The sequence below is a fragment of the Stenotrophomonas sp. ATs4 genome, assembly GCF_051861585.1.
Classification (GTDB): domain Bacteria; phylum Pseudomonadota; class Gammaproteobacteria; order Xanthomonadales; family Xanthomonadaceae; genus Stenotrophomonas; species Stenotrophomonas maltophilia_AS.
This window is the reverse complement of the sequence record NZ_JBLYPK010000014.1, coordinates 37,312-51,087: the sequence shown is the minus strand read 5'-3', so window position 1 is coordinate 51,087 and position 13,776 is coordinate 37,312. Positions and strand designations below refer to the sequence as shown.

Sequence of the window (13,776 nt, the reverse complement as noted above, 5' to 3'; positions counted from 1 at the left end):
TTTGGAATTGACAATCAATCTAGGCCGATCATCGCGGTTTATCCAGACAGCGCTGGCGCGGAGGATGGTGTTCTCTCCCACGGGATCTTCCCCATGTCACAGCGCGATGTCGTTTTCCCCGCCGGCCGCCAGGCCCTGTACGAGCGAAACCGTTACTCGCCGGCGATCCGATCCAATGGCTTCCTGTTCGTCTCCGGGCAGGTGGGCAGCCGCGAGGACGGCTCGCCCGAGCCGGACTTCGAAGCGCAGGTGCGCCGCGCCTTCGAGAATCTCAACGCGGTGCTGGCCGCCGCAGGCTGCACCTTCGATGACGTGGTCGATGTAACCGTGTTTCTGGTTGATCCGGAAACGAACTTCGAGAAGGCCTGGGCGATCGTGCCCGAGTACTGGGGTGAGGCGCCGCACCCGACACTGACCGGTATCGGCGTGACCTGGCTGTACGGGTTCCAGTTCGAGATCAAGGTGATCGCGAAGCTGCCGTGACACGGGTAGTGCCGGCCGCTGGCCGGCAACCTGGTGGGGTCGAAAAGCGTGCCGACCAAGGTCGGCACCCACCAGGGCGGGAGGTCGGCACCCACCAAGGCAGGAGGTTGATCCCCACCAAAGCAGGCGGCGCGGCCCACCTGAACGGGAGATTCCGACGAATTCCCGAACTGACCATTGATATTGTATCCGGCGAAAACCGCTTGCTAGCCTCCCTTCCATGCGCCGGATCACCCGCCACCTTCGTTCGTACCTGCTGATGCTGCTGATGGCGGCATTCGTGGTCGTGCCGGTGGCTGACGCACTGGCCTGCACGGTGGAACCGCATGCGACCACCGTGCACATGGAATCCGCCCCCGACGACGCCGATGGCGACTCCGGCGGCAAGCACGCAGGCGCCGACGCCTGTGGCCACAACCACTGCCATCACTCCAACCTGAGCCTGCCCACGGGCACGCTGGCTGCGTTCGGTACGCCGCTGCCGGCGCGCTGGATGAATGCCGGCGACGTAGCGACCTATGCGGTCGCCCAGGATGAATTGACGCGTCCCCCCCGGGCGTGAGTTGAGCGCGTCCCGCAATTGCGGGCTCCCGTTTCACTCACAACCGGAATCCCCCTATGTCGATCCTGACACCTCGGTCGCTGCGCGCGACCGGGCTGGTCGTCGCTGTGTTGCTGGGCTTGGCCCCGGCACTGCAGGCGTCGGCACAAGCCGCCCCTTCCTACGACAGCCTGCTTGAACGCCTGGACCAGCTGCCCGGCACCCGTGTGGGTGCGGCGCTGGCCGAGGCCGCCGATGCGCGCGCCGACCAGGCCCGTGCGTTGCCCAATCCTTCCCTCTCCTGGTCCGCCGAAAACGCCTGGGGCACCGGCTCCTATGGCGGCATGGGCAAGGCCGATACCGTGCTCACCCTGTCCCAGCCGCTGGAGGTCTGGGGCCAGCGTGGCGCGCGCGTCCGTGCGGCCCGCGCCGAGGCACAGGCCGCCAACCTGCGTGGCTCGCAGAGTCGCAGCGACGTGGCCAGCCAGCTGGCGGTGGTCTACGCACAGGCGGAAAGTGCATTGCGCCGCTACAGCCTGGCCGAAGAGGCACTGACCCTCACCCGCGATGATGCCAACGCGGTCAACGCAATGGTCAAGCAGGGCCGCGAACCGCAGCTGCGTGCGGTGCAGGCGCAGAGCGAAGTGGCCAACGCCAGTGCTTCGCTGGATGAGGCGCAGGCCTTCCGCGATGCCGCGCTGGCCCGCCTGGCCGGTGCCGCGCTGCTGGATGTGCCCGTGCAGTCGATCGACAACAGCCTGCTCGACCGGGCGCCGCCGCTGCCGCGCGGTGCCACCGACGTGGCACTGGCAGTGCGCATTGCCGAAGCCGAAGCCGATGCGGCGGGCAAGCTGGTCGACGTGGCGCGCAAGCGCGCCCTGCCCGACCTCAGCGTCACCGCCGCGCAGACCCGCTTCCGCGAAGGCGGCGAGCGTGCCTACAACCTTGGGGTCAGCCTCAGCATCCCGCTGTTCGACCGCAACCGCGGTGGCATCCGCGCCGCCAATGCCGACCAGCGCGCGGCCGAGGCACGCCTGGACCAGCAGCGCCGCGACAGCGAGGCCGCACGCCTCTCCGCCGTGGCCGGTCTGAAGGCAGCCGGCAGCCGTACCCGCGCCGCCGATGAAAGCGTGGTCGCCGCCGAAGAGGCATATCGCCTGGCCCGCGTCGGCTTCGATGCCGGACGCATCTCGCAGCTGGAACTGCGCAGCACGCGCAGCGCCCTCATCGCCGCCCGCGGCACCGCCGTGGACGCGCGCCTGTCGCGCGTCGGCGCGGAAATCGATCTTGCCCGCCTTGAAGGGCGCGCACCTTTTGTGGAGGCCAAATGACTCTCTCCCGTACTTTCCCGCTGATCGGCGGCGTGCTGCTGACCGTCCTGCTGGCCGGTTGTGCCGGTAACGCACAGACACCCGCAAATGAAGACCCCGCTGCGGCCAAGGCGGGCACCGACGATGGCCATGGCCACGCGACCGACAGCAAGGAAGCCAAGGCGGAAGCCGCCAAGGCCCCTGCCGACGCCGACGAAGGCGTGGTTGCGCTGACCACGGAACAGATCAAGGCATCCGGTATCGAAGTGGTCGCGATCGGTCGCGGTGGTGGTGGCTCGACCCGGCTGTCCGGCAGGGTCGAGCCCACCGTGGGCGCGCGCGCCTCGGTGGCCTCCACCGTGACCGGCCGCGTCGAACGCGTGCTGGTCGCGCCAGGCACCGCGGTGAAACAGAACCAGGCACTGGCCATCGTGGTCAGTGGCGAGGCCGCGGTGTTCCGCGCCAATGCGCTGGCCGCATCGGCCGAAGCCGAAGCCGCGCGCCTGGCCTATGGCCGCGACAAGGCGCTGGTCGACCAGGGCGTGGTTGCCCGCCAGGAAATGGAAACCTCGCGCGCCCGTTCGCTGGCGGCACAGGCCCAGGCCGCCGCCGCACAGGCTCAGGCCGCCGCCAACGGTTCGCCGGACAGCAGCGGCCGCGTGCGCATCACCAGCCCGGTGGCCGGCATCGTCGGCAACGTGCAGGTCACCCCGGGTGGCGTGGTCGCCGCCGGCAGTGCGGTGGCCGACGTCGCCGACCCGACGATGAACGAGCTGGTGTTCACCGCACCGCCGGCGCTGGCCGCGCAGGTCACGCCGGGCATGAAGCTGGAGGTGAGCGTGCCGGGGGGCAGCTTCACCGCCACCGTCACCGGTTCGGCCGCCGATGTCCGCCAGCAGGGTGGCGTCGCGGTGATCCGTGCCACGCCGGTGGATGCGTCGCTGCCGCCGGCCGGTTCGCCGGTATCGGCCGTGGTCGTCACTGAAGGCCAGGACGGCTCGCTCAGCGTGCCGGCCGATGCGGTGCAGAACGTCGATGGCAGCAGTGCAGTGTTCGTCGCCGTCGAAGGCGGCTTCAAGGTGCAGCCGGTTCTGGCTGGCCGTCGCGCCGGTGACCGCATCGAGATCCTCGGTGGCCTGACCGGCAGCGAGCGCATCGTTGGCAGCAACGCCTTCCTGCTCAAGGCCGAACTGGCCAAGGGCGAAGCCGAGCACGGCCACTGAGGAGGCGACCATGTTCAAACTGATCATTGAAACAGCGGTACGTCACCGCTGGCTGGTGGTGTTCATGGCCGCGCTGATCGCCGCCGTGGGCCTGTTCCAGCTGGGCAAGCTGCCGATCGACGCGGTGCCGGACATCACCAACCGCCAGGTGCAGATCAACACGGTGGCACCGGCGCTGACGCCCGAACAGATCGAGCGGCAGGTGACCTATCCGCTGGAAACCGCGCTGGCCGGCATTCCCGGCCTGACCACCACGCGTTCGCTGTCGCGCAATGGCTTCTCGCAGGTCACCGCGATCTTCACCGATGCCACCGACATCTACTTCGCCCGCCAACAGGTGGCCGAGCGCATGCGCGAAGCCTCCGAAGACCTGCCCGATGGTGCGTCGCCGATGCTGTCGCCGGTCACCACCGGTCTCGGCGAAGTACTGATGTGGACGGTGGACTTCACCGCGTTCGATCCGGCCAAGCTGGCCAAGCCCGGTGAAGCCGGCTGGCAGGCCGGCGAGGTCTACCGCACGCCGGAAGGCAACCTGCTGCGTACGCCCGAAGAACGTGCGACCTACCTGCGCACCGTGCAGGACTGGATCATCGCGCCGCAGATGCGTTCCAGCCCGGGACTGGCCGGCGTCGATACGGTCGGCGGCTACGTCAAGGAATACGGCGTGCATCCGGACAGCGCCAAACTGGCCGCGCATGGCCTCGGCCTGGCCGATCTGGTCACTGCCCTGCAGCGTTCCAACGTGCAGGCCGGTGCCGGTTTCGTACAGCGTGCAGGCGAGGGCCTGGTGGTACGTGCTGACGGCCTGGCGCTGACCACCGACGACCTGGCACAGGCGCCGGTGGCCACCCGCAATGGCGTGGTGGTGCGCGTGGCCGATGTGGCCGACGTCGACCTGAGCCGCGCGCCGCGCCTGGGTGCGGCCAGCCGCAACGGCCACGAAGCCGTGCTCGGTACCGCACTGATGATTGCCGGTGGCAACAGCCGCACCGTGGCCCAGGCCGCGGCCGCGCGCCTGGAGCAGGTGAACAAGTCGCTGCCGGCCGACATCGTGGCGGCACCGGTGCTGGACCGCAGCGTGCTGGTCAATTCCACCATCAAGACCGTGGCCAAGAACCTCACCGAGGGCGCGCTGCTGGTGGTGGTGGTGCTGTTCCTGCTGCTGGGCAACCTGCGTGCGGCGACGATCACCGCGCTGGTGATCCCGCTGTCGTTCCTGTTCGCAGTGATCGGCATGAACCGCTTCGGCATCAGCGGCAACCTGATGAGCCTGGGTGCGCTGGACTTCGGCATCCTGGTGGACGGCGCGGTGATCGTGATCGAATCGACGCTGCTGATGCTGGGCCAGCGCCGCGCCGAACTGGGCCGTGCGCTGACCGCGATGGAACGCCTGCGCGTGGCCGCCGATTCGGCGATGAAGATGGCGCGTCCGGCGGCGTTCGGACAGCTGATCATCCTGCTGGTGTTCGCGCCGATCCTCACGCTGGAAGGCGTGGAGGGCAAGACATTCCACCCGATGGCAGCGACCTTCATGCTGGCTCTGGTCGGTGCCTTCATCTTCTCCTTCACCTTCGTGCCGGCGATGGCCGCGCTGTTGGTGCGCGAGCCCAAGGTAAAGGACGGCGATGCGCATGCGGACGATGGCGAGCACGAAACCAAACTGATCCGCGCGCTGCGTGCACGCATCGAACCGGTGGTGCGCAAGGCCGTAGCACATCCGCGCACGGTGCTGGCCGGTGCGGTGATGATGGTGGTGGTGGGCATCGGCTCGTTCACGCTGCTGGGCCGCGAGTTCATGCCGACGCTGGACGAAGGCAACGTGGCGATGCAGGCCCTGCGCGTGCCGTCGACCTCGCTGGAGCAGTCGCTGGCGATGCAGCTGGCACTGGAAAAGGCCATTGCCAAGCAGCCGGAAGTGGAGACGGTGTTCTCGCGTACTGGTACCGCGGAGGCGGCGATCGACCCGATGCCGACCAACATCTCCGACAGCGTGATCGTGCTGAAGCCGCGCAAGGACTGGCCCGATCCGAAGCTGGGCAAGGACGCACTGGTGGCGCGCTTCGAGAAACTGGCCGGACAGCAGCTGGGCAACAGCTTCGAGTTCAGCCAGCCCATCGAACTGCGCTTCAACGAGCTGATTTCCGGCGTGCGTACCGACCTGGCGGTGATGATCTACGGTGATGACTTCGGCCAGCTGCAGAAGGTGGCCGATCAGGTAGCGCTGAAGCTGCGTGCGGTGAACGGCGCGGCCGACGTGCGGGTGGAGCAGATCTCCGGCCTACCCACGCTCAACGTAGCGATCGACCACGTGGCGGCGGCGCAGTACGGCCTGACTGCTGCGGATGTGAGTGATGCATTGTCCACCGGCATCGGCGGTACTGCTGCAGGCAAGATCTTCGAAGGTGATCGCCGCTTCAACGTGGTGGTGCGCCTGGACGACGCGTCGCGCAACGATCCGGACCAGCTGGCCTCGCTGCCGATCGCTACACCCTCGGGGTTGGTGATTCCGTTGTCGTCGGTGGCCCGCATCACGGTCAGCGAAGGGCCAAACCAGATCAGCCGCAACAACGGCAGCCGCCGCGTGGTGGTGCAGGCCAACGTGCGCGGCCGCGACCTGGGCGGCTTCGTCGGCGAGGCGCAGGCGGCGGTGGCCGACGTGGCGCTGCCACCGGGTGCCTACCTGACCTGGGGCGGTCAGTTCGAGAACCTGCAGCGCGCGGAGAAGCGACTGGCAACGGTGGTGCCGGTGGTGTTCCTGCTGATCGGCAGCCTGCTGTTCATGGCCCTGCGCAGCGGCAAGGAAGCCATTCTGGTGTTCAGCTGCGTACCGTTGGCGCTGGTCGGCGGCATCCTCGCACTGCTGCTGCGCGGCATGCCGTTCTCGGTATCGGCGGCGGTCGGCTTCATCGCCGTTTCCGGCGTGGCCACGTTGAATGGCCTGGTGCTGATGCAGGCGATCCGCGAACGCTTGGATGCCGGTGACCTGCCGATGATGGCGGCGATCAACGGTGCTTCCAGCCGTATCCGCGCGGTGCTGACCACCGCACTGGTGGCGATCGTCGGCTTCATTCCGATGGCGATTGCCAGCGGTTCCGGTGCGGAAGTGCAGAAGCCGCTGGCGACGGTGGTGATCGGTGGCCTGATCACCGCCACCGTGCTGACCCTGCTGGTGCTGCCGACCTTTGCAGCGCGGGTGGCCAAGCCGCGGGTGGTGGGCTGAGGTTGGGGGTCGGAACCCTTTCCACAGGAAGGGGATCCGACCCCGTGACCGGGTCGGATCCCCGCCCATCGGGCGGGGCTCTGACCCGATCCAGGTTGCCGGCCAGCGGCCGGCACTATCCTGGCGTGGTCAGGCCTTCTTGCGCTCGGCGATGTAGGCCTGGATCTGCTGTTCCAGCACCGGCAGCGGCACCGAGCCCTGCTTGAGCAGGGTGTCGTGGAAACCCTTGATGTCGAACTTGTCGCCCAGTTCCTTCTCGGCCTGCGCACGCAGGCGCACAATGGCGATCTCGCCCAGCTTGTAGCTCAGCGCCTGGCCCGGCCAGGAAATGTAGCGGTCCACTTCGGTGGTCACTTCATGCTCGCTCAGCGCGGTGTGGTCACGCAGGTAGGCCAACGCCTGCTCGCGGGTCCAGCCCTTGCTGTGCACGCCGGTGTCGATCACCAGGCGCGTCGCGCGCCACATCTCGTAGGTCAGGCGGCCGAAATCCTCGTACGGGGTTTCGTAGATGCCCATCTCCACGCCCAGCTTCTCGCAGTACAGCGCCCAGCCTTCGCCATAGGCGGAGATGTAGGCGTTGCGGCGGAACTCGGGCAGGTTCTTCTGCTCGGCGGCGATCGCGCCCTGCAGCGCGTGGCCCGGATCGGATTCATGCAAGGTCAGCGCCGGCAGGTTGTACAGCGGGCGCGACGGCAGGTTGTAGGTGTTGAGCCAGTAGGTGCCCATGCCACCGCGGCCGGCGGTCCAGAATGGCGCGATATCCGGCGGCACCGGCACGATGGTGAAGCGTGCACGCGGCAGCGTCATGTACTTGCCAAGCTGGCCGTCTGCGCGCTTGGAGATCCACGCGGCACGCGACAGCAGCTCTTCCGGCGTCTTGGCATAGAACTGCGGATCGGTACGCAGGAAGGTCAGGAACTCGGCGAAGCTGCCCTTGAACTTCACCTGCTTGATGATGTCGTTCATTTCCTTCTGGATGCGTGCGACTTCATCCAGGCCGATGCGGTGGATCTCGTCCGGCGACAGGTCCAGCGTGGTGTATTCGTGGATCTGCTGCTTGTAGTACGCCTTGCCGTCCGGCATCGCTTCGGCGGCCAGGGTGGTACGCGCCTGCGGCACGTACTCGTTGACGAAGAAGGTACGCAGCTGCTGGAACGCCGGCACCACCTTGCCGCTGATCGCTTCACGCGCCTGCGCCTGCAGCCTGGCCTGCTCGGTGGCCGGAATGCTGTTGGGCAGCTTCTTGAACGGCGCGTACAGCGGCGATTCGGTCGGATCCTTCAGCTCGGCGACGGTGGCGATGGATACCTCGCGACCATCGAGCACGGCACGCGGTACGCTGAAGCCGCGCTTCAGGCCGGCGCGCATGTTTTCGGTCTGCTGGCCGAAGTAGCGCGGCACATCGTTCAGCCGTGCGATGTAGTTCTGGTAGTCCTGCGTGGTCTTCATCTCGCGCCGGGCCATGAAGGACAGGTTGGACCAGAACGAGGAGTCGGCGTTGAACGGCATCTCGTAGCCGCGCAGGCGCACCTCTTCGGCGAGGTTGAACACCTGGTCGTGGTAGATCGCATAGTTGACCTGGTTGTCAGGCGACAGGGTCTTCGGGTCGATCTTCTTCAGCGCGGTCAGGGTTTCGTCCCACACCTTCAGGCGTGCCTGCTGCGCGGCCGGGCCGACGTCGGGCATGCGGGTGGCGTTGGCCGGAGCGTCTTCGTCCTCGCTGGCCTCACCGCCGCCTTGCTGGCGCCACTTCCATTCCTTCTCGTACAGCGCGCGGAAGGCAGCGTCGGCGGGCGATTCGGTGGCCACGCTGGCCGGTGCGGCGGTGGCGGGCGGCGCGGCCAGGGCCACGGCAGGGGCGGACAGGGCGATCAGCAGGGCAACAGCAAGACGGGTTTTCACGAGCACAGGTTCCCGGGAAGGCAGACCCCGATCATGGCACCGCCCACGGCCCATGGCATGGGACGAAGGTCCTGCCTGCGCAGCAGACCGGGGCCCTGGTAGCGGCCAACCTTGGTTGGCGCTGGATTTCCCCGTATGCCAACCAAGGTTGGCAGCTACCAGGCACGGTAGCCAGGCAAGCAGTAGATCCACGCCATGCGTGGATGCTCCGGGCCCGGATACACCTGTGCCGACCAAGGTCGGCACCTACCGGATGGGGGCCCCGGAGGCCTCAGTGGCTGGCCCTGTCCCGCTTCCAGCCTCGATGCTTGATGTCCAGCTGCAGGCTGTACAGCGCGGTGAATGCCGGGAACAGGTTCTGCAGCACGCCCACCGAGTCCTGCTTGGCCGAGAACAGGAAGTAGCTCAGCGTCATCAGGCTGCCGACCACGCTCATGTACCAGAACAGGCGCGGGATGACCGGTTTGCCGGCGCGCTTGGAGGCGACGAACTGGACCAGCCAACGCCCGCCGAACATCAGCGCACCGGTATAGCCGATCAGCTTCCAGCCGGTCACGTGCAGGCCGGTCCAGTACAGCCAGGTCAGCGGCTGGTCGAGCCAGTGCAGTGCCAGTGCCATCATCGCTCTTCCACCGCAGTGCGCTTGCTGCGGGTGATCAGCCAGGCCACGCCGCGCAGATCGCGGATGCCGACCAGCGCACGGCCCAGGTTGTTGTACTTGGATACGCCGGCGGTACGGTGACGGTGATTGACCGGCACGCTGGTGGTCTTCCAGCCGGCACGCTGCATCAGCGCCGGCAGGTAGCGGTGCATGTGATCGAAATACGGCAGGTCGAGGAAGGCACGGCGCTCGAACAGCTTGATGCCGCAGCCGGTATCGGGCGTATCGTCACGCAGCATGCGTGCACGGATGGCATTGGCCCACTTGCTGGCCCATCGCTTGCTGCCGCTGTCCTGGCGCTTGACCCGCCAGCCGGCGAACAGCTTCACCTGCGCCTCGGCCGCATCACGTGCGACCAGCAGCCTGGGAATGTCAGCAGGATCGTTCTGCCCGTCGCCGTCCAGAGTCGCGATCCATGGCGCACGTGCGTGCTGGACGCCGGTGCGCACCGCCGTGCTTTGCCCGCTCTGGTCCACGTGATGCAGCACCCGCAATTCCGGAGTAGTGGCCTTCAGCCCCTGCAGCACCGCCAGGGTGTCATCGCGCGAGTGGTCGTCGATATAGACGATCTCGAACGGCAGCCGTCCGCGCAGTGCAGCGGTGATTTCAGCGACCAGCGGCGCAACGTTGTCGCGCTCGTTGAACACCGGGACGACAACGGAAAGCTCGGGTTGGCTCATGGGGGACTCGGCCAAGTGGGGACAAAGACCGCGCATTCTCCGAAACCGAGGTTATCCGAAGATGAACCCACCGATGTGAGGATCCATCCTCACGCGCGATCGCCAAAATACTCGCGGCACCACTGCACGACGGGGGGCAGCCCCGCTTCGATCGGGGTCACCGCGTCGAAGCCAAAAGCGTCATGTGCGCGCCGGGTATCGGCCATCGTGCGGACCATGTCGCCCGGCTGCATCGGCTTGTAGACCTTCTGCGCGGGCTGGCCGGCGGCCTGCTCGATCACGCTGATGAAGCGCTCCAGCTCGACCGGCGTATGGTTGCCGAGGTTGAACACCCGGTGCGGCACCGGACCATCGGCCGGGTGCGCGAGGGCGCCGAGAATACCGGACACGATGTCGGAGACATGTGTGAAATCACGCTGCATGCGGCCTTCGTTGAACACGTCGATCGGCCGCCCGGCCAGCACCGCGCGCGAGAACAGCAGCGGTGCCATGTCCGGCCGGCCCCACGGGCCATACACGGTGAAGAAGCGCAGGCCGGTGGCATGCAGGCCGTACAGCTGCGCGTAGGTGTAGGCCATCAGCTCGTTGGCGGCCTTGGTCGCCGCGTACAGCGAGCGCGGCTGGTCCACGCGCTGATCTTCGGAGAACGGCGGCGTGGCCGAATCACCGTAGACCGAGCTGCTGGAGGCATAGACCAGGTGCTGCACGCCACGGTGGCGGCACAGCTCGAGCATGTTGACGAAGCCGACCAGGTTGCTGTCGACGTAGGCGTGCGGGTTCTCCAGCGAATAGCGCACGCCGGCCTGTGCAGCCAGGTGGATCACCGCAGTCGGCTGCACCTCGTCGAACAGTGCCGCCAGGCCCTGCTGGTCGGTCAGGTCCAGGGTACGCAGGTCCAGCGCCGGGCACAGCGCGGCCACGCGGTCGCGCTTGATCTGCGGGTCGTAGTAGTCGTTGAAGTTGTCCAGGCCGACCACGGGCTGGCCGGCCTCCAGCAGCGCGCGGGCGGTGTAGGCACCGATGAAGCCGGCAGCGCCGGTGAGCAGGATGGTCATGACAGGGGCCTGGAAACGAAGTTCAGGCCCCCGATGTTACCGGTCTCAGAACAAACCGAAACGCTTCTTCGCCACGTTGGTGCGGCCGGGCTCGATCACATCGTTGATCTGTTTCGCATCGAAGCGGTCGAGCAGGACGTCGTCGCCCTTCTTCAGCTTCAGGTCCATCTCTTCCGGATACAGCGGAACCAGACTCATGAAGCTGATGATCTTGCCGTCGTCCAGTTCCAGCGTGGCGAAGTTCTCCGGGGTAGTCACCGGCGGCAGCACGATGGCGCCGTCGAAACCCACGCCCGGCGCGTAGGGCTCGCTGGGATGGCCGTTGGGAATGGTGTGGCCGAAGCCCAACCAGGTGTCGTACTCGTGCGGCAGCCGCGCCATGCCCTTCAGCAGGCGCACCGGCCAATAGTTGCGCTCATCCTCGAAGGCATCCTGGGACATCGGCCAGTCGGCCGGCAGGGTCACCATCAGCTCCATGTAGCGCGGCACGTCCGCATCCGCCTCGGCGGGCACGGTCATCGGCAGGTCGCTCATGCCGGAGGTGACCAGGCGCAGGTACGGGCAGTGTTCATTGGCCGGCACCACGTGCACGTCGATGTGCACCAGGTCGGAGATGAGCTCGTGAAGAACCGTCTCGATCGGCCCGAGATGATGCGTGATGTGTGCGCTGATCGCCTCGATGTGCTTTTCTTCGCCGATGGCGAGCGCGAAGTCCTTTTCGCGGCGATGTACCAGTATCTGGGTGCCGTCCGGGCTGATGTCCTCGTATTCGTTGCTCATGTCCTGTTCCCTGGATGAGGCCACGGACCGGAGAGCAGTGCATCCCCCGGCACACGCGGCGGTGCGTTCCCTGTCATCTGCAGGACGCGGCGGGAACAGGCCGCACCCCTTGTCGCTGCGCCGGGCTCAGCCCTGGCGCGTACGCAGCTTTTCCAGCACGCCGTCCAGGGTGTCCAGATCGGTGTAGTGGATGATCAGCTTGCCCTTGCCGCCACGGCCGTGGCTGATCGCCACCTTGGCACCCAGCGCTTCGGACAGTTCGGTTTCCAGCGAGGCGATGTCGGCCTGCTGCACCTTCGGCGTCGCCACCGGGCGGTTGCTCGGCACCTTGCCGGCGGCGAAGGCCTGCGCACGGCGTTCGACCTCGCGCACCGACCAGCCTTCATCGGCCGCTTCCTGCGCCAGCTTGCCGGCCAGCTCGGGAGCCAGGGTCAGCAGCGCGCGGGCGTGGCCCATTTCCAAGCGGCGGGTTTCCAGCAGCAGGCGGATCGCCACCGGCAGCTCCAGCAGGCGCAGCAGGTTGGACACCGCCGCGCGCGAGCGGCCGACGGCCTCGGCGGCCTCGGCATGGGTCAGGGTGAATTCGCTGATCAGGCGCTGCAGCGCCTCGGCTTCTTCCAGCGGGTTGAGGTCTTCGCGCTGGATGTTCTCGATCAGCGCCATCGCGATGACGGTGCGGTCTTCCAGCTCGCGCACCACCACCGGCACTTCGTCCAGGCCGGCCAGCTGCGATGCGCGCCAGCGGCGCTCACCGGCGACGATTTCGTAGTTGCCCGCCGGCAGCTGGCGCACCAGGATCGGCTGGATCACGCCCTGCGACTTGATCGAGTCGGCCAGCTCGGAGAGCTTGCCCTCGTCCATCTCGCGGCGCGGCTGGTACTTGCCCGGCTGCAGCTGGCCCACGGCCAGCTTGCGCAGCACTTCACCCGGCAGCGGCTCGATCACCGCGGTGGTGGCCTGCACCTGGCTGACCGCGCCCTTCGGACCCAGCAGCGCATCCAGGCCACGGCCGAGGCCTCGCTTCTTGGCTGCCGGCTTGCTGCTGGTCATCAGACGGTCTCCACGGCCTTGGCGGCCTTGTTGCGTTCGTTGTTGCGGCGGATGATCTCGCCGGCCAGGCCCAGGTAGGCCACGCCACCGCGCGAGGCGCGGTCGTAGCCGACGATGCTCTGGCCATGGCTGGGCGCCTCGGCCAGGCGCACGTTGCGCGGCACGATGGTGCGGAACACGCGGTCACCGAAGTGCTCGGTAAGCTCGGCCGACACTGCGTTGGCCAGGTTGTTGCGCACATCGAACATGGTGCGCAGCACGCCTTCGATCTCCAGCGCCGGGTTCAGGTTGGCACGCAGCGCTTCGATGGTTTCCACCAGCGCGCTCAGGCCTTCCAGCGCGTAGTACTCGCACTGCATCGGCACGATCACCGAATCGGCGGCGGCCAGCGCGTTGAGCGTCAGCAGCGACAGCGCCGGCGGGCAGTCGATCAGGATGTAGTCGTACTCGTCGCGGATCGGTGCCAGCGCGCGCTTCAGGCGCTGCTCGCGCTCGCTCTGCGCCATCAGCTGGATCTCGGCCGCGGTCAGGTCGATGTTGCCGGGCAGCAGGTCGTAGCCTTCGGCGGTCTGCACGCGCACATCGGCGGCGCTGGACTCGCCCAGCAGCAGATCGTAGGTGGAGGAGACCAGCTCACGCTTGTCCACGCCACTGCCCATGGTCGCGTTGCCCTGCGAATCCAGGTCGACCAACAGCACGCGCTTGGGTGCGTTGGCCAGGGAAGCGGCCAGGTTGACGGCGGTCGTGGTCTTGCCGACGCCACCCTTCTGGTTGGCGATGGCGATGATGCGGGCCATGCGGGTGTGCCTCGTCGACGTGTGCTGGGACCGGTCATTATGCGTACAACCGGCCCCTTGCGGAAATCGTGAAT

The 13,776-nt window shown here is 67.3% G+C and carries 12 protein-coding genes; 5 read left to right on the top strand and 7 right to left on the bottom strand.

Features of this window, described 5'->3' with window-relative positions:
• Window positions 1-93 precede the first annotated feature (93 nt).
• From ABR323_RS20375 to ABR323_RS20355, 5 genes are all read left to right on the top strand, one after another.
• On the top strand, window positions 94-483 hold the full coding sequence (locus ABR323_RS20375; RefSeq protein ID WP_057500905.1) for a RidA family protein: 390 nt from the start codon (window positions 94-96) through the stop codon (window positions 481-483).
• A 220-nt stretch (window positions 484-703) separates the two neighbouring features.
• On the top strand, window positions 704-1,045 hold the full coding sequence (locus ABR323_RS20370; protein ID WP_439450605.1) for a hypothetical protein: 342 nt from the start codon (window positions 704-706) through the stop codon (window positions 1,043-1,045).
• A 56-nt stretch (window positions 1,046-1,101) separates the two neighbouring features.
• A complete protein-coding gene (locus ABR323_RS20365) occupies window positions 1,102-2,355 on the top strand; it encodes a TolC family protein (RefSeq protein WP_439450604.1) in 1,254 nt (417 codons plus the stop codon).
• A complete protein-coding gene (locus tag ABR323_RS20360) occupies window positions 2,352-3,557 on the top strand; it encodes an efflux RND transporter periplasmic adaptor subunit (RefSeq protein WP_126928183.1) in 1,206 nt (401 codons plus the stop codon). Before ABR323_RS20365 ends, ABR323_RS20360 begins: the two co-directional genes overlap by 4 nt.
• 10 nt (window positions 3,558-3,567) lie before the next feature.
• The gene (locus ABR323_RS20355; RefSeq protein ID WP_439450603.1) at window positions 3,568-6,777 is read left to right on the top strand and encodes an efflux RND transporter permease subunit; all 3,210 of its coding nucleotides are present in this window, start codon (window positions 3,568-3,570) and stop codon (window positions 6,775-6,777) included.
• A gap of 129 nt (window positions 6,778-6,906) precedes the next feature.
• Here the strand turns inward: ABR323_RS20355 and ABR323_RS20350 are convergent, their stop codons facing one another.
• The 7 genes from ABR323_RS20350 to ABR323_RS20320 all read right to left on the bottom strand — a co-directional run bounded on the left by ABR323_RS20350 (window position 6,907) and on the right by ABR323_RS20320 (window position 13,702).
• On the bottom strand, window positions 6,907-8,679 hold the full coding sequence (locus ABR323_RS20350; RefSeq protein WP_439450602.1) for a DUF885 domain-containing protein: 1,773 nt from the start codon (window positions 8,677-8,679) through the stop codon (window positions 6,907-6,909).
• Window positions 8,680-8,950: 271 nt separating this feature from the next.
• A complete protein-coding gene (locus tag ABR323_RS20345; protein WP_135275570.1) occupies window positions 8,951-9,298 on the bottom strand; it encodes a lipid-A-disaccharide synthase N-terminal domain-containing protein in 348 nt (115 codons plus the stop codon).
• Window positions 9,298-10,020 carry a glycosyltransferase family 2 protein gene (locus ABR323_RS20340; RefSeq protein ID WP_439450601.1) on the bottom strand — a complete coding sequence of 241 codons (723 nt, stop codon included), beginning with the start codon at window positions 10,018-10,020 and terminating at the stop codon, window positions 9,298-9,300. Before ABR323_RS20340 ends, ABR323_RS20345 begins: the two co-directional genes overlap by 1 nt.
• Before the next feature lie 89 nt (window positions 10,021-10,109).
• Window positions 10,110-11,075, bottom strand: a complete 966-nt coding sequence (locus ABR323_RS20335; RefSeq protein WP_439450600.1) for an NAD-dependent epimerase/dehydratase family protein — start codon at window positions 11,073-11,075, stop codon at window positions 10,110-10,112.
• Between the two features lie 45 nt (window positions 11,076-11,120).
• Complete coding sequence (locus ABR323_RS20330) at window positions 11,121-11,855, bottom strand: suppressor of fused domain protein (protein WP_439450599.1); 735 nt, start codon at window positions 11,853-11,855, stop codon at window positions 11,121-11,123.
• Window positions 11,856-11,981: 126 nt separating this feature from the next.
• Entirely contained in the window at window positions 11,982-12,905 is a 924-nt protein-coding gene (locus tag ABR323_RS20325) for a ParB/RepB/Spo0J family partition protein (RefSeq protein ID WP_019338308.1), read from the bottom strand.
• Window positions 12,905-13,702 (bottom strand): ParA family protein, encoded by a 798-nt coding sequence (locus ABR323_RS20320; protein WP_032128472.1) that lies wholly within the window; start codon window positions 13,700-13,702, stop codon window positions 12,905-12,907. The genes ABR323_RS20325 and ABR323_RS20320 overlap by 1 nt, the downstream gene beginning before the upstream one ends.
• Window positions 13,703-13,776 lie beyond the last annotated feature (74 nt).

Excerpts from the sequence above, each read along its gene's own strand:
- ABR323_RS20370 (WP_439450605.1), top strand. The coding sequence starts at position 704 with ATGCGCCGGATCACCCGCCACCTTCGTTCGTACCTGCTGATGCTGCTG.
- ABR323_RS20365 (WP_439450604.1), top strand. The coding sequence starts at position 1,102 with ATGTCGATCCTGACACCTCGGTCGCTGCGCGCGACCGGGCTGGTCGTC.
- ABR323_RS20330 (WP_439450599.1), bottom strand. The coding sequence starts at position 11,855 with ATGAGCAACGAATACGAGGACATCAGCCCGGACGGCACCCAGATACTG.
- ABR323_RS20360 (WP_126928183.1), top strand. The coding sequence starts at position 2,352 with ATGACTCTCTCCCGTACTTTCCCGCTGATCGGCGGCGTGCTGCTGACC.
- ABR323_RS20345 (WP_135275570.1), bottom strand. The coding sequence starts at position 9,298 with ATGGCACTGGCACTGCACTGGCTCGACCAGCCGCTGACCTGGCTGTAC.
- ABR323_RS20335 (WP_439450600.1), bottom strand. The coding sequence starts at position 11,075 with ATGACCATCCTGCTCACCGGCGCTGCCGGCTTCATCGGTGCCTACACC.
- ABR323_RS20340 (WP_439450601.1), bottom strand. The coding sequence starts at position 10,020 with ATGAGCCAACCCGAGCTTTCCGTTGTCGTCCCGGTGTTCAACGAGCGC.
- ABR323_RS20320 (WP_032128472.1), bottom strand. The coding sequence starts at position 13,702 with ATGGCCCGCATCATCGCCATCGCCAACCAGAAGGGTGGCGTCGGCAAG.
- ABR323_RS20325 (WP_019338308.1), bottom strand. The coding sequence starts at position 12,905 with ATGACCAGCAGCAAGCCGGCAGCCAAGAAGCGAGGCCTCGGCCGTGGC.
- ABR323_RS20355 (WP_439450603.1), top strand. The coding sequence starts at position 3,568 with ATGTTCAAACTGATCATTGAAACAGCGGTACGTCACCGCTGGCTGGTG.
- ABR323_RS20375 (WP_057500905.1), top strand. The coding sequence starts at position 94 with ATGTCACAGCGCGATGTCGTTTTCCCCGCCGGCCGCCAGGCCCTGTAC.